The sequence below is a fragment of the Maridesulfovibrio pacificus (SeqCode) genome, assembly GCF_048612815.1.
GTDB lineage: Bacteria > Desulfobacterota > Desulfovibrionia > Desulfovibrionales > Desulfovibrionaceae > Maridesulfovibrio > Maridesulfovibrio pacificus.
This window is the reverse complement of record NZ_JBLZNE010000001.1, coordinates 3,090,534-3,111,114: the sequence shown is the minus strand read 5'-3', so window position 1 is coordinate 3,111,114 and position 20,581 is coordinate 3,090,534. Positions and strand designations below refer to the sequence as shown.

Genomic DNA, 20,581 nt, shown 5'->3' with positions numbered 1-20,581 from the left:
CTTAGTTTAAAATATTAGATACAAATTTTGATATTGTATTTCTCGCAGGTACTAAATCGAATCTGGAAGTAGGGTATTCCAGATAGTCCCCCCCCCATTTCTTCTTAAAGAAAAGTATATTTGCATCTTTCGATTTTTCTTCAGGCGTAGGATTAACTCCGGCAAGATCATAGAGTTTAGCGCCGAGTCTTTTAGATTCAGTTATCAAAGTCCAGTGAAGGATGTCCTGTGCAGGGTATTTCTTTTGAACTGAAAAGCCGAGTATGCCGGAATATATTTCCCTAGAAACACCGTTATGAATTATTAAACCGATACAGCCCAGAGGCTTGCCCTCTGCATATGCAACATAATAATGATATCCTTCGTTAGAATCGGTCCAGTAAGCCTCATGTGCAGGAGGGGCAGTAAAACCTTGTTCTTTTTTTGCTTCCTGAAGTGTAGGTATAAAGATATTCGCATATTCATCGAAGGACTGCATTCGTTTGACTGTTAGCCCCATTTTGCCGGCTTTTCTGACCCGGTTTCGAGCGCGAGAAGAGATTTTTTTAAAAATTGCATCTTCCTTAAGGGTGAGGTCAACTAAAAAAGTACCCCATGCTTTGGTTTGAAATCCTTTTGCAGACAATGAATGTGTTATATCCATGCGAGAAGGATAGTGCATATAGCAGGGGATGTGCTGAATGTGAGTAGCCAGATTTTTGTATGCTATTTGTTTTAAAGTAGTCAGAAATGAATCATAAACAGACGATTCTGAGCTATCTTTACAGATAGGCCCGAAAAGACACTCTATATACGGGAAAACAATTTTTTTCTTTTGAGTAAAAAGATTGTAATAATATCTTTTCAGTACAAGTGCCTGTGCGTGTAAAAAACCGTTTTGGTAGATTCGAACATAGTAGGCTTTCGACTCTTCTGTTTTTTGAGTTGTCGCAGCCCACGTACTTGATTGGTAGTATGATGAGTGCCCAACAATGCTTTTGTTCCATGAGTCCCAATCAAGGGGAGGGGTATTACTGATGGTTGTTTTGATCATATCGTTGTACCGTTTATTTTAAGATATAAGGTTAGATGAAAATTATGCGGGGAAAATGTCTTTATATAAGACAGTATTTAAGTCATATTTTTTTAAAATTTTTAAAATTGAATCCAGTTTAGAATTCTCGATAATGTCATACGGGTCAAAGTAGTGTGTAAGAAAAAGGTTCTGTTCAGAAATTATTTGCATTGTTTCATCAAATTCTTTGATGAATAATTTGTCCTCACCGAGAAAAGGATTATGTTTACGCAACATATTCCATGAGTCGAAAATAGCTAGAGGAAAGTGAGCACTGCACCCGGTAGGGATTTCGACAATCCCATGCTTATGTTCTGTGGGAGCTGCGTAGCCTTTGAACCCACATGCTGCTGTCGAACTGCTGTATTTATAGCCTAGCTCGGCAAGAATTGGATAGACGCTCTCTGTATGCAAATTGCCATAGTGCGGTGTTCTGAATCCGATGCACTCTATGCCAAGGACATTTTTGAAGACTTGATGAGCTTTATATATTTCATCTTTTTGCTCAGCGTAGCTCAGTTTGTTGAAGAAACGGTCTGGGGCCCAGTGAGGATTATCCGGGTGAGTATAAGTGTGGTTGATTATCTCGTGCCCATCTTCAACGGCTCTCTTATGTATATCAGGGTATTTTTCGACAAATTTACCGATAACAGCAAAGCCAGCTTTTATGTCATACTTCTTGAGCATATCCAACAGGTAAGGAAAAGCATCAATGTCTTTTTCGAAATCAAAATCGAAAGTCAGGACATAGGCCGCATTTACAAATGAATTTTGTTGTTTGGCCATAAATCTTCGAAAGTAGTCAGTTGGAGCTATGCGATGGACTACTTCCCGAGCTAAGCGGGCAAGAATTCTGTTTGAGATAGGACGGATAAGCAGATCAGGGTACACTAGCTCAATAATCCTTTTTCATACATTTGTATTTCATCATTCAGAGCTTCAGCTATGACTGGTCCAATATTCCTGTTTTGATCTTGATCAGCAAAAGAAATAAAATCTGGATACTCATACGTTGCATCGTACACTGCTGCCAGAAATTTAATTTGCGCTTTTTCAGTTATGCTAATTTGATCCAATGCATCCCATACTTCTTTAGGATGGGATATTTTTACGTTATTTTCGCAAATATTGTAGTAGGGGTCACCTAAACAAATGAGAGGTTTACCAGCTATAATCGCTTCATGTCCAAGTGAAGTTCCTGAAGCTACAACAACAGCTTCAGATTTCAAAAGGACATCTCGTGCAGGAAAGGCAGGCGGAAGTAAGACAACGTTTGGAAGGTAGCTCAGCTCCTTATAAAATGAAGATGGGCGATTACCAAAACAAATCGGATGCTCTTTAACAACGACAGTGTAGCCGTGTTTTCCGCAGATGGCCATTTGCTCAATCAGATACTCCTGATCTGAAACTTCCGGAACCTGCGAAAGCATGGTAGCTTCCGGGGTCAACTGTAAGAAATAAGAAATTATTCTTGTGTCGGGAAGCGATTTCGAAAAATAAGGCAAGGAACGGAAACGATTAAAGTTGTGGATCAGTGCAGGATAAAAGCTTTCCCCTTTTAATACTCTCTTAAATTTGTCTATCAGCTCATGGAAGGAGTATCTGGTATATGGGTTGGCAATGTTGACGAAATAGTCGTCATATGAATTGCCTTTTTTTTCTTTGCAATAATCAGCAACAAGCTTTTGGGCCCATATAATTGCTTCCTTTGTTTTTTCCTTTTCAAAGTAGTATTCGATTTTTTTACTTCGTCTATGCTGCCCAGTGGCAATCCTGAAGCGCATTCCATCGCCAAGAGATAAAGACTCTCCTTCGAATGCCTGCTTAATAATGCCATTTTCAGCCATACCCTTTAAAACCATAGTGAAAGGCAAGTCCAAGGTTTCAAAAAAAGCGTATTCTACATTATATTTTTTAATGATTCGTTCTAAAAATACAAAGTCTGAATAAACTGTTTGCGGAATAAGTCTAAGATTTTTTGCGTAGGCATATTCGGTTGCATAGCGGCGGACATACTTGTTGTAGAGCAAGTAGTTTTCGCTGAATTTGAAACAATTGGTCCCTAATAGAGCTTCGATTTGAGGAAGTCGTTCCAGATCGTTTTCGGGTATTTTTTCAAGGTCTTGGATAGTAACGTTGTGTCTTTCCAGATTGATTCCATCAATATTTTCGTAAGAAGAATAACTTTGGTCGTCAGCAACGACTACTATCTCATACTTATCTTTAAGTTTTTCGATAGCATCTATAAAGTGAATGTCTCTTCTTGCTCGTGCGTGGAATAAAATAGAGGTCATTTTATGCTTTGATCCTGTTTAAAAGAAGATCCTAAAATCTCTGGCAAACAGAGCAAACGCGCAGACTATCATCAGCAAGCCCTTCTTTGACAGCTTGCATTTTCTTCCCTTTCCATGCGCTGATGATATCCGTGTCAGCTATATTGCCCAATTTAAGGTGGTTCAGGCCGCAGAAAGTACAGCAGGGGTAAAGGTCTCCGTTAGCAACGATTTCAACCATTTTCCATGGGTAATCACAGTCAAATTTCTTTTCATGAGAAGCCACATCAAAGGATTTGATATCTTTGTTTTCAGGCGACAGGAGCATTGTTTGTACGGAAACGCTTTCAACTTTATTCATCCAATGATTGACAAAATCGTCCTTCTCATGTCGATTTTGCTCTTGTTCAACAAAAGAAACTCTGACTATGGGAAGCTTTTTCTTTTCTTCCTCTCTTCTTTTAAGGAAATATTCCAAGTTGGAAACAACACGATCAAATCCTTTTCCTCTTATTTGAGAATATGTATCTGCTGTAGTTGCATCAATTGAAACGTGTAGACGCGTTAACTCAGATGCCAGAAGACGTTCAGTACATTCTTTATCAAGAAGTAAGCCATTGGTTGTCAAAATAATATCTACAACACCGGCTTTTGCAGCATGGCTGATGCCAGCGTAGAGTTCCTTTTTGGTCAAAAGTGGCTCACCGATAGAAAATCCAACGCAATACAAGTTTCCTTCTGCAGCCTGATCAATGGCAGCTTTCATCTTATCCATCGGTAAGCGGACATTTGTATTCAATGAATACTCTTTACTTTCACTCAGGTATGCACGCGGACACATGATGCATCGTTGATTGCAATTGTCCAGCAATTCAAAATCAATCTGAAGGGGACCAGAAGATTCAATATTCTTTGCGTTATCCCAGTGCCTTCTGTATTCAATGAATTTAGGCCCGACTTCGGACGCCAAAATATCTAATCCGTTTGAATAATCTTTATATACTGTTTTGTTGTCACTCATTCCGCTTCCCCTTTCTACGTATGCTTGAAAATGATCGTTAATTTTGCGGTCATCGATGAAGATAGTAGCGTGTTCGCTCCATTGTCTCCAAAAATAAGATGTATTGTTGCGAACACTTCACCCATCGGTGAAATTGAAACAGTCAGGTTTTGTATTTATGGACAAATAAAAGTCCGTATTCGCAAAACGGCCATAGCCCAAGTGATTATAATTGTCAAAAAAAGCCATAATCAGCACACTTCTTACTATGTGTAGTATTGCTGATTTGATGTAGCGGATAAGATTCTATTTTAGGTCACTATCCGTATAGGTACCCCGGCATTTTTGATCTGCGATCTGGTCTGCATGGGGTTTTCATCTTTCATGCAGAAATATGTTCCTGCGGATACCGCAGAAGCCCCACCTTCAATGAATCCGTTAATAAAGTGTTCGGCAAGTCCGCAGCCCCCGGCTGTAATGACTGGGATGGATACGGCTTCGGACACTGCCCGGGTTAGAGCAATATCGAGACCTTGTCTGGTTCCATCACGGTCAATGGAGGTTATCAGAATTTCTCCTGCCCCCTGTTCTTGGCCTTGTCTTGCCCATTCTACCGGATCGAGGCCAGTGTCTTTACTTCCGCCACGTGTCCAGACTGTATACTTGCCTTCCGCATTGAGTTTGGCGTCAATACTAAGAACTACACACTGATCACCGAACATGGACGCTGCTTTTTCAATCAGTTGCGGATGCTCCACTGCGGCAGTGTTTACAGAGACCTTGTCGGCACCGTTCGAAAGCAGGACCCTGAAGTCTTCAAGGGTGGTTACTCCGCCACCAAGGGTGAAGGGCATAAAGATTTCTTCAGAAGCTCTATGAGCTACACTGGCGAGTCTTTTGATTCCGTTTTTGCCGGCTCGGATGTCCACAAAGATGAGTTCGTCGGCAGCCTGTGCTTCGTAAATTTTTGCCTGCGAAACAGGATCGCCGATTTCGGTTATTTTGCCGAAACCGGAAGTTATCACCAACACCATCTGTTCCGGGTCGAAAGACCCGGGCATCATTTGCAGCTTGGGAATCAGTCTTTTTTTTAGCATTATATTTCCGGTTCCCATTCAAGAAAGTTTTCCAGTATTCGCAACCCGTATTCCTGACTTTTTTCCGGATGGAATTGGGTGGCGAAAATATTATCCTTTCTGACTGCGGCGGTAACTTTTCCGCCGTATTCGCAATAAGCATCCATGTCCGCTTCATTGTCACATTTCATGAAAAATGAATGCACGAAATAGAAATCAGGGTTTTCCGGAAGGCCCTGAAACAGAGGGCTTTCTTTGCGGTATGTGAGATTGTTCCAGCCCACATGCGGAATACGCAGACTCTTGTCTTCCGGAGCAAGTCGTACAATGTCCGCATCGATCCAGCCCAATCCTATATGGTTGCCATGTTCCGCGCTGCTGCGGGCAAGGGCCTGCATTCCGAGGCAAATTCCCAGAAAAGGCTTGCGGTCATTGAAAACAGCCTTTTCAAGAGCGGCCAGGTAACCATATTTTTTCAGGTTATCCATCATATCCCCGAAGGCTCCGACTCCGGGCATGATAACCCGGTCTACGTCAGCGAGCATGTCTGGGGATTCGCAAATAATTGCGTCCTCCCCGCACATCTCGACTGCGTTGAACACAGAGAGCAGGTTGCCCATTCTGTAGTCTACGATTCCAATCATTGTTAATCCTGAGTATGACGCGCGCGCCAGAGTTTCATTTGCTCTTCGGCGTATTCACGCGGCATTTCTCCGGCAGGGGACCATGTTTCAAAGTCTGAGGTTTTCTTGCCGGGTTTATCGCTTTCCGGGTCGTGTTTGTAAGGAGAGACTCCATGACTCAGCGCAACTTCGTAGAATTCTTCCTCGGTCAGTCCGATGTGTTTGAGGAAGAGTTCGAGACTAGGCGGTTTGTAGCCCTCGTACTTATTGATAATTTCCATGGCCTCTTCTCTGGTGATGCGGTTGTTGCGCACATCAAGAGTGGCCAGATGTGAGGGGCGGGTGTATCCGCGTTTGATATATTTTATGTAATCGCGCACACCCTGCAGGTAACACTCGATTTTTTCATAGCCGTATCCCGGAGGTACGTTTTCGACCTGATCGCCTTGCCAGCCCAATTCATCAGCAATTAGTTTGGAGTTAGCCTTCACATCCCATGGAATATAGGAACCGAGGCAAACGGAACGATATTTCAGTTTACGGAGGTCCTTTAATGCAGGATAGGTGAAGGGGTTGAGGTCCCGTTTGTCTACAGCCCCGTTCAAGCGCACATACATATCTTCTGCTGAAATACCTAGGTTAACAAAGCGGTTGAATCTTTTTTCGTCCACTTCTTCTGCCTGATCATAGCTATAATAGGCAGTATATTCAGCAGAAGGCTCACCCCAGAAGATCAGGGGAATCTTTTTCTCAATGGCGATTTGCATAGGGTATGCGAAAATTCCGGTGTGGCAGTGCCAGCAGAAGTCGCCTTTATCAAAAAAGGTCTGGAGCATGAGCTTTTGCACAACCCGCCAATTCGGAGTGAAGCTCAAGACATCGACTCCAAGCTCGCGGGCGGTCTTCATGACATTGTTATGCAGGTTGGGGCGCAGGAAACCATGGTCAAAGCGGACAACCAAGGGTTTAAGCCCATATTCCTTCACAAGATAGTAAAGGGTGTAGGTGGAATCTTTCCCGCCGCTGAAAGGGACCAGACAGTCGTAGTCGCCCTGCCCTTTGTATTTGGCTATCAGCTCATCTAAATCTTTTTTTCTGGCTTCCCAGTCAATTTTGTCTGCTTTGAATTCCTGCTGGCGGCAGATATTACACACACCTTCGTCATCAAAGTGGATGGTTTCGTGTGTTTCAGGAAGTACGCATTGGGTACATCGTTTAAGTTCGGACATACTATCCTCCGTATTAAATTTGTGAATCCTGAATTTAAACCAGAAGATCCCAGTTCATGGGGGTTCCGGCTTTTATGTCTTTCCGGGCTATCCTGCCCAGTATTTCTTCATAATGACGGGTGTGCATCCCGTGTCCAGGGCGTACACATTTTATATTATCGACGCAAAGGGTTTCTCCGGCAGCGATGTCATGGCTGACGAAAATTGATTTTCTGAAAACCCTTCCGGCGACTTCTTTTTCGGTTACCTGGTATTGGACTCTGCCCAGTGCTTTCTCTGTATTACGGACTGCTTCAACCATAGCCTTAAGTTCATGGGCTTCAAGGGAAAAACTGCTGTCCGGGCCGCCATCTGCTCTGGACTTGATAAAATGTTTTTCAATTACACAAGCTCCCAGCGCAACTGCAGCAACAGGAGTTTCGATACCCATGGAATGGTCGGAAAGTCCGCAGGGAACACCGAATGTTTCCTGCATGTTCTGCATGGTACGCAAATTCATGGTTTCCGGTGGTGCTGGGTAGGAGCTGGTGCACTTTAAGAGGATTAAATCCTTACCCCCGGCCTGACGAAAAGCGCTTACCGCTTCATCAATTTCCGATAAGGTACCCATTCCTGTGGACATGATTACCGGCTTCCCGGTTGCAGCAACTTTCTTGATTAATGGGATATCAACAAGTTCGAAAGAGGCGATCTTGTGTACCGGGACATCCATTTCTTCTAGAAAGTCCACAGCTGTGGAGTCAAAGGGCGTTGAGAAAAGATCCAGCCCCAAATCATTAGCTATTTCCTTTAGTTTTGGTTGCCATTCCCATGGTGTGTATGCTTCCCCATAGAGGGAGTGCAGAGTTTTACCTTCCCAGATTGTTCCTTTGCCAATTTGGAAATACTCATTATTGCAGTCAAGGGTAATAGTGTCGGGTGTGTAGGTTTGAATTTTGATCGCATCAACACCGCAATCTTTGGCTATGTGAATAAGTTCCACAGCAGCATCGAAGTCCTGATTGTGGTTAGCGGACATCTCGGCGATTATATATACAGGATGCCCGGGGCCGATCTTTCGTTTGTTTATGGTAATCTCTGGCACTTTCAGAAACCTCTTTTTACTTATCATCAAAAAAAGTCATAATAACGCTGGGGGAGCCGAAAAAATCTTGTTCAGCTGTTATTCGGTAGCCGGCTTTTTTAAATGCTTTTACCGATGCGATGTTGTCCGATTTGGCGCGGGCCAGAATCTGCCGATCCCCCTTTCTTTCAAGGAGGTGCAGACTTGCTTTTCTTATTAGTCTTGAGCCTGTCCCGCCACCCCGGAATTGCCGGGAAACCAGCACATGTACCTCGTAGCCTTCTTCAATTTCTTCGAAACGAATCTGGCCGACAGCGTCACCTAATCCATTTTCAGCGATCAAATATACGGCTTCAGGGTTTGCGAGACGGGCGGCATACCATTTTTCATGCTCGGTCAGTGTGATGGGATTCTGGTTGAAGCTCCATTTGCGAGTTTCAGGATCATTGGCCCATTCGAGAATCATTGCACAGTCATCTTGAACGGCATTTCTTAAAATAAGTTCTTCGGACATGGTGTCTACAATGCGTTTGACCCCGTTGCCATCGACAAGCTTATTTGCAGTGGTTGCCATCAATTCTCTTTGCGGGGCGGAGTCCAGCAGGTTTGCAATATTATCAGCAAGTTGTCTGAGCCTGATATCCTCAGCATGGCCTAAATTTAAAGCTGCCCCGTTTTTCTCCAGCTCCAGGGTGAGTCGTTGCTGGTTTTCGGCGGTAATGATAACAGCCATAGGTTTCTTAAGGGCGCAGATTTCCCAGCAGGTGCTTCCCCCAGCGCTGACAACCAGATCACTGTCGGAGATCAGTTCCGGCATGTTGTTGATGTTTTGCAGGGTTTCAAGGGCCATATTTGTTCTCCGGGCAAAGTCATCTATGTTTTCCCGGTTGCGGTTGGCAGGTCCAAGTACGGCTGTAGCAGAAATATCGTCCCTGTTCAGGGACTCCAGAGCCTCAAGAACACTGCGAGTAATGTTACCCTCATCAGCTCCACCCATAGTAATCAGAATCCGGTATCCGTCTGATTTCCTTTTTTTGCTTAGGGATGCTCTGAATTCATTTCGCAGCATCACGTAGTCTGTTCCGGCAAGGATCGTGCAATCCCGCTTTGCCTTATAAGTAATTTCCCCCGCTCCGATATTCTGGTTCAGGATTAAAGAAGCGTAATACTCTGGTTGATGGTGGTAATCGTCAACCAGAAGTACCCGTTGAAATCTCTCTTTCAGTTCCCGCTGGGATTCAGAAGTGAAGTCATAGCTGTCGATTGCAATCCAGCTTCCCTTTGGGGAGTCCTGTATTGCCGCCAGCAGTCTGTTGACTATTTCCTGCTGTGAACTATCTTCGGGAAGGGATGAGAATTGTGCTTTGGCATCCAGAATCCGTTTGGCAAGGTTTTCTCCTTCGATATGACCGACAAATATGGCTCGCCCACCGCGACTGATCCATTCCTGGGCAAGGGCGATACAGCGCATGACGTGTCCGGTACCGATCTTGTTTGATCCATTGGCGTGGATGATGAGTTTTCTGCCATTCAGGTCAGTCATTGAGTCCTTCTTCGTCAAGAGACTTTTGCAGCCCTTCGTTGCGGTTTATGTGAGCATTAAGATTTAAAAAATCCTGGTTCTCCTCAAGCAGACCGATGATATCAGCCATACGAAAATCCGGTTTTTGCGGGGTTATTGTTTCCAGTATGTTCTTAACCAGCTCGAAATCTTCTTGGTTATCCACTGTCCAGCGCATGTTGGAGTAGTCTTCGACGTGCTTCCATGAGCCGATTTTGAAATCATCAGCATTGTCTCGCACGTAAAGAGTCACATGCTCTTTGTGGGGAGCACGCACAGCCTTTTCGTGTACTTCATGTAAGGCTTTCATGCTGATGATCTCGGCATCGAGTCCATCTGGCAAAGTTGGCTCAAGGCAGTTGATGGCGTAATCGTAGCCGCCGTCAAAATAGAACGTCGCCAGTTCATCCAGAAAATCAGGATCTATCAGTGGACAGTCTCCGGTAAGACGCATGATGTGCTCGCCCCCGAATTTAACTGCAGCGCGGTAAAAGCGGTCAAGCACATCATCTTCAGAGCCTCTGAAGACATCTATGCCAAGGGCTTTTCCTAGCTCTTCCGTGGGATCATCTTCTTTATTGGTGGTCGTTGCCAAAACAACTGAACCGATGCAATGAGCCTGTTGAACTCTTTCGATCATGAGTTGTAAGAGCGGCTTGCCGAGTACTTTCATTAGTATTTTACCCGGCAAGCGCGAAGAGGTCATGCGGGCTTGAATGATCGCAGTGACTTTCATGATTCTTCCTAGGTGATCCTTTTGAAACCGGAGCCGGATTCCCGGCCTTCCATCATTTTATGGACTTTTTCTTCTTTAACCGCTTCAGCGATTATGGAGAAGCATTCTTCAGTAGTTTCCAGATAGCGGCTTACATCATCATCCGTATGCGCAAACATGGGGTAGTAGATGTTGGAAGCCAAGAATCCTCGGTCACGCATGAGCTGGATGAATAAGGCCTTGAGTGCTAGCGGTTCGTCCATTTCAAAGCCGAAGTGGCTCAAGGGATAGATGCCTCCGGCATGGATTTGCAGGCCCTGATTCTCGGCTGCCTGCTCCCACCCCTTCTGGACTTTTTCACCCATGGACATGAGATGTTCGTGCACATTGTTGGCCCGGAATTTTTCAATGGTAGCAATTGCTGCTGTGGGGCCGGATCTTTCGGTCCAGTTGGTGCTACTGATAAAAGTTTTCTGTGCAGCTTCCATGACTGACTGACGACCCATGATTGCTCCAATGGGATATCCGTTACCGATGGCTTTGGAGAAAACCGCAATATCCGGTTCGCAACCGAGCTTGAGGTGTCCGCCACCTACGCAGATTCTGAATCCTGCGGAAATTTCATCAAAGATGAAAACAGCTCCGGCTTTGCGGGCCATTTCCGCTATCGAGTTCAAGAAACCAGGTTCTGGGTCGATGTTGCGGATCGGTTCCATTACAACTGCGGCAATTTCGCCTTCATGTTCAGCTAAAATTTTTTCAAGCTCTTCCGGTTTATTGTAGCCGAAGGGTATAGCGGTTCCGGCAAGCTGGCTGGGAACACCGGCCGGATCTAAGCCCGGAATAAGGTGTTCCCCAAGTGCATTGTCGGTACCCACGTTGGCAGCCAGATACCAGTCATGCCAGCCGTGATAGCCGCAGAAGGCGATCTTGTCGCGTCCGGTTGCCGCTCTGGCTATACGCACGGCAACAGTCATAGATTCACCACCGGTGCGTGCATAGCGGACCATATCCGCCCATGGATGGATTTCACAGAGCAGGTCAGCCAGCTGAACTTCTTCGTAACAGTTCAGGGAAGAGGCTACGCCGTTGGAAATAGCCTTAATCACTGCTCCGTCAACATCCGGGTCGTTGTAACCCAGCACGCAGGCCCCGATACCAGAGATGCTCATGTCAGTGTATTCGTTGCCGTCAAGGTCCCAAACTTTGGAACCAGAAGCCTTGCTGTAATATGCAGGCCAGACGCCCTGAGAAAACATGTCCGGGCGTTTGGAAAGCAGTTGGCACATTCCGGGAATGCGCTTCTTGGCTTCTTCCTGAGCTGTGAGGGATTTGTAAAATTTATTGTTCATATCTATAATCCGGGTTGATGATACCCATTCTTATGCAGTCCACGAAAACTCCATTATGGAGGACGTGGTTCCTGTAAGTTCCTTCAATGATAAAGCCATTTTTTTCAAAAGCTTTTATCGAACCGAGATTGTTCGCATACGCACCAGCTGTCAGTCGGTGGATGTTCAGGTTCTTGAAAGCATACTCTAGCACCAGCCCGATGGCCTCGGAGCCGTAACCCTTACCCCAGCATTGCTTTTCTCCGATCAGTAGTCCAATCTCAGCATAGGAATGGATGCTGTTAAGCGGCCCCATTTTGATATTGCCGACATGGCGTCCACTGTCTTTTTCGCATATAGCAAAGAGGATGTTTTCCGGGGAATCAATCATGGACTGTACGAAGTCTCTTATTGATTCTAAGGTCTGCTCGGAAAAACGAGACTCCAGATACTGATTGATCTGCGGATCATTCATCCAGTTGACGTAGTTTGCCGAGACATCTTCTAAGCTGATCGGGCGCAAGTAAACATTTTTACCGTTTACAATCAGGTTTTCGGTTTTATCCAAGCCGTTCATGGCTATTTCCACAATACCGGATTAACTAATTTTTCCGGTACGTTGTTAAAAATTGTTTTGACTTCCTCAATAAGGCTATCGGGAAGATTGCAGCTGAATGATTCGATGTTTTCCAGCATTTGTTCCGGCAGTTCGGCTCCCACCAAAATCTTTGCTTGTGGATAAGCCTTTGCTGCATATCCCAAGGCCAGATGTTGAATGGAAAGACCGTATGTTTTAACCAATGCATTCAATCTTTCAATGAAAGGGGTTGCGAATTTCATGTGTTCCGGGAGATTTGTGGAATCCATGAACATCAGCCCTTGCAAGAAAACGCTGCGCACGTAAATGGTTTTGCCGGATTCAATTGCTTTCTCAAAGGCACCGGAGTCTTCAAAACGGCGGTCAAAAAGGTTGGAGGGCAGTTGGATAAGGTCAATTCCGTCCGTTTCTACTGCGTGGACGGCCATTTCCGGTGAATAAACTGAAATACCGATTTTATCCGCAAGTCCCTGTTCACGTATTTCCTTGGTCTGCTCTTCGATTCCCTTGTCCCACATAGGCAGGAAATCTTCTTTGTGGATCATGTATCCGTAGAATTTTTCAATCCCCAAATTGTCCAGTGACTTGCGGATTGCTTTTCCCATACTTCCGGGGTGCAGAAGATCCAGTTGTGGGTGCGGCTTGCTGATAATTTTGGCCTTGTTCTCAAGGTCAAGGTTGCGCAGGCTGTTTCCGAGAACTGTTTCACTTTCCCCGTACGCTTGTGCGGTGTCGAATTCACGACCGCCGCTCTGCCATGACGCAGCTACAATTTCGTCGGCAATTTTTTGATCCGGTTGCCCGGCTTGATTGGCTATGCCATAGCTCATGCCGAGCTGGGCTGTTCCCAACACCAGCCGGGACATATCGATTTTAGGCATCTACTTACCGCTCACTTCTGCCAAAGCTGCTCTGACGGTTTTCACAACATGATGTACATCTTCATCTTCCATCAATGGGAACATGGGCAGGGAAATCAACCCATCGTATGCTTCTTCGGCAATAGGGCACATGCCTTCATGGGTACTGAAGTTGTCCTTGTAGTATGGATGCAGATGAACAGGGATGTAATGAACCTGTACTCCGAGGCCGTGCTGGCGCAGATAGTCGAATACTTGCTTGCGTTTTTCGCTGCGTTTTTCACCTTCCAGATTGATCACGTAAAGGTGGTAGGCGTGTTCAGCTCCGTCCTGTTTGCCGAGAGGGCTCAGGCCTTTTATGGCAGTGAACTCTGCATCGTACATTTTTGCAATTTCTCGTCTTCTTTCGATCCATTCAGAAAGTCTGGAAAGTTGACTCAATCCCAGTGCACACTGAAAATCTGTGATTCGGTAGTTGAAGCCGAGGTCCTGCATTTCGTAAAACCAACCGTCACGCTGTCTGAAGTCAGCAGTGATTCCGTGGTTTCTGAAAATGCGCATGCGTTTTTCGTATTCTGCATTGTCGGTCACAGCCATGCCGCCTTCTCCGGTAGTCATGTGCTTAACCGGATGAAAACTGTACAGGGTTATGTCTGCCAGTGAACCGACCGGTTTAGCGTTCAGGCTTCCTCCGATTGAGTGGCAACCGTCTGCAGCAAGGAAAAGACCGTGTTTGTCGGCGATCTTGCGCAGTGCTTCATAGTCGCAGGGCTGGCCTGTATAATCTACTGCAATGATTCCCTTGGTTTTGGGAGTAATTTTTTTCTCCACTTCAGCAGGATCAATAAGCAATGTTTTTGGATCAACATCGGCAAAAACCGGGATCGCCTTCATGTATGCTACGCAGTTTGCAGAAGCGGCAAAGGTCATTGGTGGAACAATGACCTCGTCGCCTTCTTTAACGTCAAAAGCATACATTGCGGCGTGCAGTGCAGCTGTTCCGCTGTTAACTGCAACGCCATGGGCTACACCGGATATCTCAGCCACAGCTTGTTCGAATTCAGCAACTTTGGGTCCGGTGGTCAACCAGCCGGAAGTCAGGGCGTCTGTGACGGCCTTGAGGTCCTGTTCGTCTATTGACTGGCGACCATAAGGAATGTTTTTTGATGTGCCCATCTGAGAATGCCTATTTGTCGATTTTCAGGGTTGAAACCATTTTAATGAGGCCTTCCTCATCCACCCAATCCACGTTGCTGTCGGATGTGTATTCAAATCCTTCCGCAACAGGGTTGCCGCCTATCATTTCAGCATGTTTAGCCATGAACTGGGAATCGGGTTTGATCACGTAGTATCCATCAAATTCAGCAGTGTTGCGGGCATCATCCACCGAAATCATCATTTCGTGCAGTTTCTCTCCGGGACGGATGCCTATGATTTTCTGTTCGCAGTCCGGGCCCATGGCTTTAGCCAGGTCGGTAATTTTCATGCTCGGAATTTTTTGGACGAAAATCTCGCCGCCGACCATTTTTTCAAAGCCGTCCAGAACAAACTGAACTGCGTCTTCAAGAGTGGTCCAGAATCTGGTCATGCGCGGGTCTGTAATGGTCAGGGTTCCGGTTGCTTTTTGTTTCTGAAAAAGAGGAATGACACTGCCTCGGCTTCCCACAACATTACCGTAGCGGACAACGCTGAATTTAGTGTCTCCTGATGCCGCATAGAGGTTGCCGGCTACAAATAGTTTGTCAGAGCAAAGTTTGGTAGCACCATAAAGGTTGACTGGGCTGACAGCTTTGTCTGTGCTCAAGGCGACTACTTTTTCTACCCCCAGGTCAATGGCGGTGTTAATGATATTCTGGGCTCCGATGATGTTGGTCTTAATGGCTTCAAAGGGGTTGTACTCAGAAGCCGGAACCTGTTTCATGGCTGCTGCGTGGATTACGTAGTCTACGCCTCTGAATGCCCGGTACAGTCTTTCCTTGTCGCGCACATCGCCAATGAAGTAACGCATGCAGGGAAATTCTTTGTCGGAGAATTTACGTGACATTTCGTACTGTTTGAATTCATCGCGGCTATATATTATCAATCTTTTGGGAGAGTATTTATCCAGGATCATTTTAACACATTTATGCCCAAATGAACCTGTTCCGCCGGTGATCAGAATACTTTTTCCGTTAAACATTATATTCTCCTCTTAACCCTTGAGGGTGTTTTTATCTTCAATAAGGCGGATGCCTTTGTTTTCAATTTTATATACTTTGTCACACTGCTCGATGGTTGAGAGTCTGTGTGCGATAATAATCAACGTCTTGCCTTCGCTGACTTTGAAAATGTGATCCATGATCCGTTTTTCAGTCTGGCTGTCCAGAGCCGAAGTTGCTTCATCAAGAACCAGCAGGTCCGGATTTCCGTACAACGCTCTGGCAATGGCTATTCGCTGCTTCTGCCCTCCGGACAGTTGTGAGCCGTCTTCACCTACCGGCGTGTCAATTCCTTCATTCTGTTCAAGGAATGGGGTTAGCTCTGCTTTATCTAGAGCCTTTTTTATTTGCTGTTCATCCCGTTTTCGCCCAAAAGTTACGTTTTCGGCTACGGTCGAGTCAAAAAGGTATATTGATTGTGGAATATAGCCAATTTTCTCACGCCATGTGAGCATGTTTTTTTCGGTCAGTCTGTTGCCGTCAACGTTGATCTTTCCGGAGAAGGAGGTGTACATTCCAATTATAATGTCTGCAAGTGTACTTTTACCTGCTCCGCTTTCTCCGATCAGAGCAATTTTTTCACCCTTTTTAATATTTATGGAAATGTTATCCAGCACCAGATCTTCAGCATAACCGAAGCTCATTTCCTGAATATTGATCTGTTCATTAAATTCGAGTGGGGCATTGCCCAGTTTGTGGGTTTCAATGTTGAGATCATCATGTAGAAGTTCTATGCTTTTGGTGTAATAGAGCATGTTGTTATAGCTGCTTAGGATGCGGTTTACAGAAGGCAGCATGCGATACATTGCCAGGGCAAACAGAGAAACTATCGGAATAATTGTTGTAATATTTTGTCCGTACATAAGCGCGAAGATAAGCGCGGCAATAAGCAGGGAGAAACCGATACTTTCAAGCGAAAGTCGCGGCACAGTATTATAAGTGTTGTTCATGACCATGGCATTGACATATCCCTGTCCAGATTTGTGCAGGGCTTTGACCGCAGTCTCTTCGCCAGCCATTAGCTTGATAAACTTAAGGTTGCTTAAGGTTTCGTTGATTGTGCGATAATAAATTTCCTGAAAATGGTTCCGCTTAAGCCCTTCCATTTTGATCAGACGTGAAATGAATTTGACTAGTAATAGCACCATCAAACCAAGAATTCCGGTTAGGGCAAGAGTTACCTTCCAGTTGACCACTAGTAATGCGGTGTAAAGAAAGGAAGAAACGAAAAGTTCCGAAACTAACAGCAGCAGGGAATAAAAAAACATGGCTGCGTTCGTTGTCTCGGTAATGAGTTTTTTTGAGAGGTCAGAACTGTTCCGGGTGGTCATATCCTGAAATTTGATATGAACGTAGTTGGAGAATATTCTAGTGGCTAGAGAAAGAAAAATTCCCTGGGAATATCTCTGAATTAAATACATGTAGCAGAGATTGAATATTCCTCTGGAGACATAAAAGCCAATTAGCACGAATCCGAAGGTTACAACAAATGATTGTACCTCGCTGAATCCGAAGAGGTTGTAGGCAAAATGGTAGTACTTATTATCCGTAACCAACGAAAAGTCACTGGCAACGGAAATAAACGGTAAAATAGCCGAAATTCCTACAGTCTCGATTCCTGAGATAAGGATGGACAGTACTACTAACCCGAAAATACTTTGTTTCTGGGTTGTATTTAAGAGTCCGGAGATCTTTTTGATCATGATAGAGGTTAAATCCTTTTCTTAATCTTCAATCTCATAGTCATTCATGTACCAATCCACAGTCTTCTTCAGACCATCTTCAAGCGGAACTTCCGGCTCATATCCGAGCACCTTCCATGATTTGGAGATGTCGGAAAGACGGTCTTTTACTGCATCCCAGTTACGTCTTTCCTTGAAGACAATTTCAGAAGAAGATCCGGTGTACTCTATGATCATTTTTGCAAGGTCGATAATCTTAGTTGGTTTTCCGGTTCCGCCGTTAAAAATATCGCCGTCAGTTACCCCGGAGAGAGCTGCCAGAGTAAGTAGCTGGGCGGTGTTGCCTACGAAGGTGAAGTCTCTGGTTTCGGTGCCGTCACCAGTAATAAAGAGCGGCTCTCCTTTTATGGCCCGCACAATGAAGTTAGGGATTACATTGCGGTATGCCCCGTGCGGTTCGTAAGGACCGTAAGTATTAAATACCCGAATGGAGACAGCCGGAATCTGGAACATGGAAGCATAATACTTAACGTACAGTTCTGCTGTGTACTTGTTAATGGCATAAGGAGTTTCGTGCGGGTAGATATAGTCCTTCTCATTCATCATTTCTGCATTACCATATACGCAGGAAGAAGAGGTGTAGACAAATTTCTTCAGCCCTTTGTTGTTCTTGCAGATTTCCAGTAGGTTCATGGTGCCGATGATGTTGGCCTGCACGTCCTTGAAGGGATGGTCCACTGAGTTCTGGTTGGCAAAATGTGCAGCCAGATGGAAAACGTATTCCGGCAGGAATTCTTCCATTTCCTTACGATAGGTCTCAATTTGTCCGATGTCTGCTTTGACAAAGATGATCCGCTCGTCATTGGGCAGGTAGTTTTTATACCCGGAGGAAAGGTCATCAAGAACCATTATCCTACTTGCTCCTGCAGCAAGCATTCTTTCGATCAAATTCAGTCCGATGGCTCCCGCGCCGCCGGTAACAAGCACTCTGGCATTATTCATTGAAAAGGGCCTCACGTATGTTTTCGTAGCTATTGTTCATGTTGTAAAAATCTTTACCATCTTCACGCAGTTCAGCCAGTTTCGTTGAGTCCAACCTACGAACAAGGGCGGCAATAGAAGGAACGTCGGCACTGTCGGCTACCAGCAGTTCTTTCTGAATGTCGCGCACTATCTGGGTTGTGGTGGATGAGAGCGGACTCAAGGCCATAACCGGTTTGCCTGCACCGATGTAGTCGGCAAGCTTTGAAGGAAAGAACGGAGAATCCTTCAGCGGGGCATCAATGACCAGCAGGATATCCGCTTCGGAAAGGACTTCAATTGAATTCAGATAGGGCACCGGATCAAAAAAATTAATTGTATCCGGGCATTTTTGTTCAGCCAAATGCCTTTCTTCTTCCTTCATACGTCCGTAGAAGTGAAATTCGAGATTTTGCGGCTTGACTTTGTTAACTGCTTCAATAAGCGGAGCAGCGGAACGCAAGCCGTATATATTGCCGGTATGGGCAATGATTTTTTTGGGCGGTTCTGTTTGTCTGCGTGAGTATAGGTCCGGATCAAAGACATGGGGCAGGACTTTGATCTTGTTGCTGTCAGCATTAAGTCCTTTTACGAACAGATCTTTGGTCTTTTCTGAGGTTACAGTGATGGTGTCCGCTCTTGATATCACTGCTTTTTCGTATAACTTGTTAATCTTGCGCTGGATTCCTGTGCGGTATGAAAGGTAAGGATTCAGGGTCCACGGATCGGAAAAGTGAGCGGTCCAATGCAGATTGCGGTCGGTTTCCTTTACAGCCAGCCCGGCCAGGTGGTTCACCAGCGGGGTGGAGTGGGTATAAAGGGCATCGATCTGAAATTCTTTGATCAGCTTAATAGCCATATTGGCTGCAGGGAATTTCCACCAGAATTTGCGGTCAGTGATTTCAAGGCCGCCACATAAGTAATGCAGACATTTTTCACCGGGAATTCTGTTCACGCGATGGATGGTAAGGTTTTCATGATCCCTAAGTAGTTTTTGGTCCAGAAATTCGAAGTCAGGATTCTCACAACTAGTTAGCACATGCACACGATGTCCGTTGCGAGCAAGGGTCAAGGCGCGACGTTGCACTTGGATTGATTCCGGAGAAAGAATCGGCGGGAAATCGTATGTTATGAACAGGATAGATTTTTTCATTTGCCAGTCAATTCCCTGTGAATATCTGCAAAGATTCTTTCCGCGTGGGCGGGGTCCCAGTGCGCATCCGCATGACGCGCAGCATTAATGCCGAATTCCTTGCGTTTCGCCTCGCTCGAAAAGAATTCAATCCCTGAACGGTATCCGGCTGGGGAATCTTCCACCATCTTTGCTATGTTATTTTCAAATTCAGGGACAGGCGTTCCCCTACGCGAATTAAAAAGGATGGGCAAACCACACAGTGAAGCTTCCAGTACGGTTTTGGGAAATTCGCTATACTGGGAATGCCCGGCAAAAAGGTCGTATTCATGCATGCTTTGGCAGAGCTCATCATTAGGCATGGACGGGATGAAATGAACTCTTCCGTTCAATTTTAGTTCGTTTGCAAGTTCAGCGAGAGACCGTTCTTTCGAGCCGCTACCGACGATAGTCAACTCAGCATCGAAATCTTTAAGGGCGCGGATGATGTTTTCCGGGTTTTTGGCAGGGATAACCCGTCCTACATATAGAATTTTCATCGAACCGGAAGAACTGTATTCTTCCTTACGCACTATTTTGTCCGGATTGATTACGTTGTACGCTACAAAGGGGTTAGTTGCGCCTTTGTCGCGAGCGTAATCCAGAATGGAACCGTACACACAACTAACTTTATCCGCTCTTGTTAGAGTGTACTTTTCAACCCCCTTAGAAAGGACGTAGAAGACCTTAGTCTTGAAGTCCACTTCCGGGTTGGCCCGGGTCTGATCAGGCTGGGTGTGCAGAGAGACGAAGAGTGGGATTTCCAGTTCTTCCTTGATTCTTGCGCCTACGTATCCGTTAAGAAAATTACCGTAGCAACGGATCATGGCCGGTTTAATCTCCCGGGCCGTCTCTACAGCCTGATCCGCCCAGCTTCGCAGCAGGAACGGACGCCACAAAGTCTTTGCGAGTAAACCCATGCCGGAGGGCAGGGTATGCAGGGTAAGTTTAGCGTCACCTACGGTTCGTTGCAGAGCCTGCATATCCGGTCTGTCGTCATTGGTCAGCAGGATATGGACGTCACTGAAGACCCCGCCCGGATTGTAGTAGCGGTCAATCAGTTCGCCTTTCCCGATGATATGGGAAAGGCGATCTGTTATGATATTCAGGAGAGTTTTGCCCATACT

General features: G+C 45.5%; 19 protein-coding genes. All 19 read right to left on the bottom strand.

Annotation, left to right across the window (positions count from 1 at the left end):
- Position 1: 1 nt before the first annotated feature.
- The gene (locus ACNI23_RS14390; RefSeq protein WP_420249688.1) at positions 2-1,033 is read right to left on the bottom strand and encodes a lipid II:glycine glycyltransferase FemX; all 1,032 of its coding nucleotides are present in this window, start codon (positions 1,031-1,033) and stop codon (positions 2-4) included.
- Between the two features lie 42 nt (positions 1,034-1,075).
- On the bottom strand, positions 1,076-1,840 hold the full coding sequence (locus ACNI23_RS14385; RefSeq protein ID WP_420249686.1) for a polysaccharide deacetylase family protein: 765 nt from the start codon (positions 1,838-1,840) through the stop codon (positions 1,076-1,078).
- Positions 1,841-1,944: 104 nt separating this feature from the next.
- Positions 1,945-3,348, bottom strand: a complete 1,404-nt coding sequence (locus ACNI23_RS14380) for a capsular polysaccharide export protein, LipB/KpsS family (RefSeq protein ID WP_420249685.1) — start codon at positions 3,346-3,348, stop codon at positions 1,945-1,947.
- A gap of 31 nt (positions 3,349-3,379) precedes the next feature.
- Positions 3,380-4,348, bottom strand: coding sequence for a radical SAM/SPASM domain-containing protein (locus tag ACNI23_RS14375; RefSeq protein ID WP_420249683.1), 969 nt, complete (start codon positions 4,346-4,348; stop codon positions 3,380-3,382).
- A gap of 290 nt (positions 4,349-4,638) precedes the next feature.
- The gene (hisF, locus tag ACNI23_RS14370; RefSeq protein WP_420249681.1) at positions 4,639-5,424 is read right to left on the bottom strand and encodes an imidazole glycerol phosphate synthase subunit HisF; all 786 of its coding nucleotides are present in this window, start codon (positions 5,422-5,424) and stop codon (positions 4,639-4,641) included.
- Positions 5,424-6,047, bottom strand: coding sequence for an imidazole glycerol phosphate synthase subunit HisH (gene hisH, locus ACNI23_RS14365; protein ID WP_420249679.1), 624 nt, complete (start codon positions 6,045-6,047; stop codon positions 5,424-5,426). The genes hisF and hisH overlap by 1 nt, the downstream gene beginning before the upstream one ends.
- A gap of 2 nt (positions 6,048-6,049) precedes the next feature.
- Positions 6,050-7,255, bottom strand: coding sequence for an N-acetyl sugar amidotransferase (locus ACNI23_RS14360; RefSeq protein ID WP_420249677.1), 1,206 nt, complete (start codon positions 7,253-7,255; stop codon positions 6,050-6,052).
- A 34-nt stretch (positions 7,256-7,289) separates the two neighbouring features.
- Positions 7,290-8,339 carry a pseudaminic acid synthase gene (pseI, locus tag ACNI23_RS14355; RefSeq protein WP_420249676.1) on the bottom strand — a complete coding sequence of 350 codons (1,050 nt, stop codon included), beginning with the start codon at positions 8,337-8,339 and terminating at the stop codon, positions 7,290-7,292.
- Positions 8,340-8,355: 16 nt separating this feature from the next.
- Positions 8,356-9,861, bottom strand: a complete 1,506-nt coding sequence (gene pseG, locus ACNI23_RS14350; protein WP_420249674.1) for a UDP-2,4-diacetamido-2,4,6-trideoxy-beta-L-altropyranose hydrolase — start codon at positions 9,859-9,861, stop codon at positions 8,356-8,358.
- On the bottom strand, positions 9,854-10,615 hold the full coding sequence (locus ACNI23_RS14345; protein ID WP_420249673.1) for a cytidylyltransferase domain-containing protein: 762 nt from the start codon (positions 10,613-10,615) through the stop codon (positions 9,854-9,856). The genes pseG and ACNI23_RS14345 overlap by 8 nt, the downstream gene beginning before the upstream one ends.
- 8 nt (positions 10,616-10,623) lie before the next feature.
- Positions 10,624-11,946: an aminotransferase class III-fold pyridoxal phosphate-dependent enzyme gene (locus ACNI23_RS14340; RefSeq protein WP_420249671.1), complete on the bottom strand. Its 1,323-nt coding sequence runs from the start codon at positions 11,944-11,946 to the stop codon at positions 10,624-10,626.
- Positions 11,936-12,502 (bottom strand): GNAT family N-acetyltransferase, encoded by a 567-nt coding sequence (locus ACNI23_RS14335; RefSeq protein ID WP_420249668.1) that lies wholly within the window; start codon positions 12,500-12,502, stop codon positions 11,936-11,938. The genes ACNI23_RS14340 and ACNI23_RS14335 overlap by 11 nt, the downstream gene beginning before the upstream one ends.
- 2 nt (positions 12,503-12,504) lie before the next feature.
- The gene (locus ACNI23_RS14330; RefSeq protein WP_420249666.1) at positions 12,505-13,404 is read right to left on the bottom strand and encodes an aldo/keto reductase; all 900 of its coding nucleotides are present in this window, start codon (positions 13,402-13,404) and stop codon (positions 12,505-12,507) included.
- Positions 13,405-14,559, bottom strand: coding sequence for a UDP-4-amino-4,6-dideoxy-N-acetyl-beta-L-altrosamine transaminase (pseC, locus tag ACNI23_RS14325; protein WP_420249664.1), 1,155 nt, complete (start codon positions 14,557-14,559; stop codon positions 13,405-13,407). It lies immediately after the preceding gene.
- A gap of 10 nt (positions 14,560-14,569) precedes the next feature.
- Positions 14,570-15,562, bottom strand: a complete 993-nt coding sequence (gene pseB, locus ACNI23_RS14320) for a UDP-N-acetylglucosamine 4,6-dehydratase (inverting) (protein ID WP_420249663.1) — start codon at positions 15,560-15,562, stop codon at positions 14,570-14,572.
- Between the two features lie 12 nt (positions 15,563-15,574).
- Complete coding sequence (locus tag ACNI23_RS14315) at positions 15,575-17,284, bottom strand: ABC transporter ATP-binding protein/permease (RefSeq protein WP_420249662.1); 1,710 nt, start codon at positions 17,282-17,284, stop codon at positions 15,575-15,577.
- 21 nt (positions 17,285-17,305) lie between these two features.
- Positions 17,306-18,265: an NAD-dependent epimerase/dehydratase family protein gene (locus ACNI23_RS14310; RefSeq protein ID WP_420249660.1), complete on the bottom strand. Its 960-nt coding sequence runs from the start codon at positions 18,263-18,265 to the stop codon at positions 17,306-17,308.
- Entirely contained in the window at positions 18,258-19,436 is a 1,179-nt protein-coding gene (locus tag ACNI23_RS14305) for a glycosyltransferase family 4 protein (protein ID WP_420249658.1), read from the bottom strand. Before ACNI23_RS14305 ends, ACNI23_RS14310 begins: the two co-directional genes overlap by 8 nt.
- Positions 19,433-20,578, bottom strand: coding sequence for a glycosyltransferase (locus ACNI23_RS14300; RefSeq protein ID WP_420249656.1), 1,146 nt, complete (start codon positions 20,576-20,578; stop codon positions 19,433-19,435). Before ACNI23_RS14300 ends, ACNI23_RS14305 begins: the two co-directional genes overlap by 4 nt.
- Positions 20,579-20,581 lie beyond the last annotated feature (3 nt).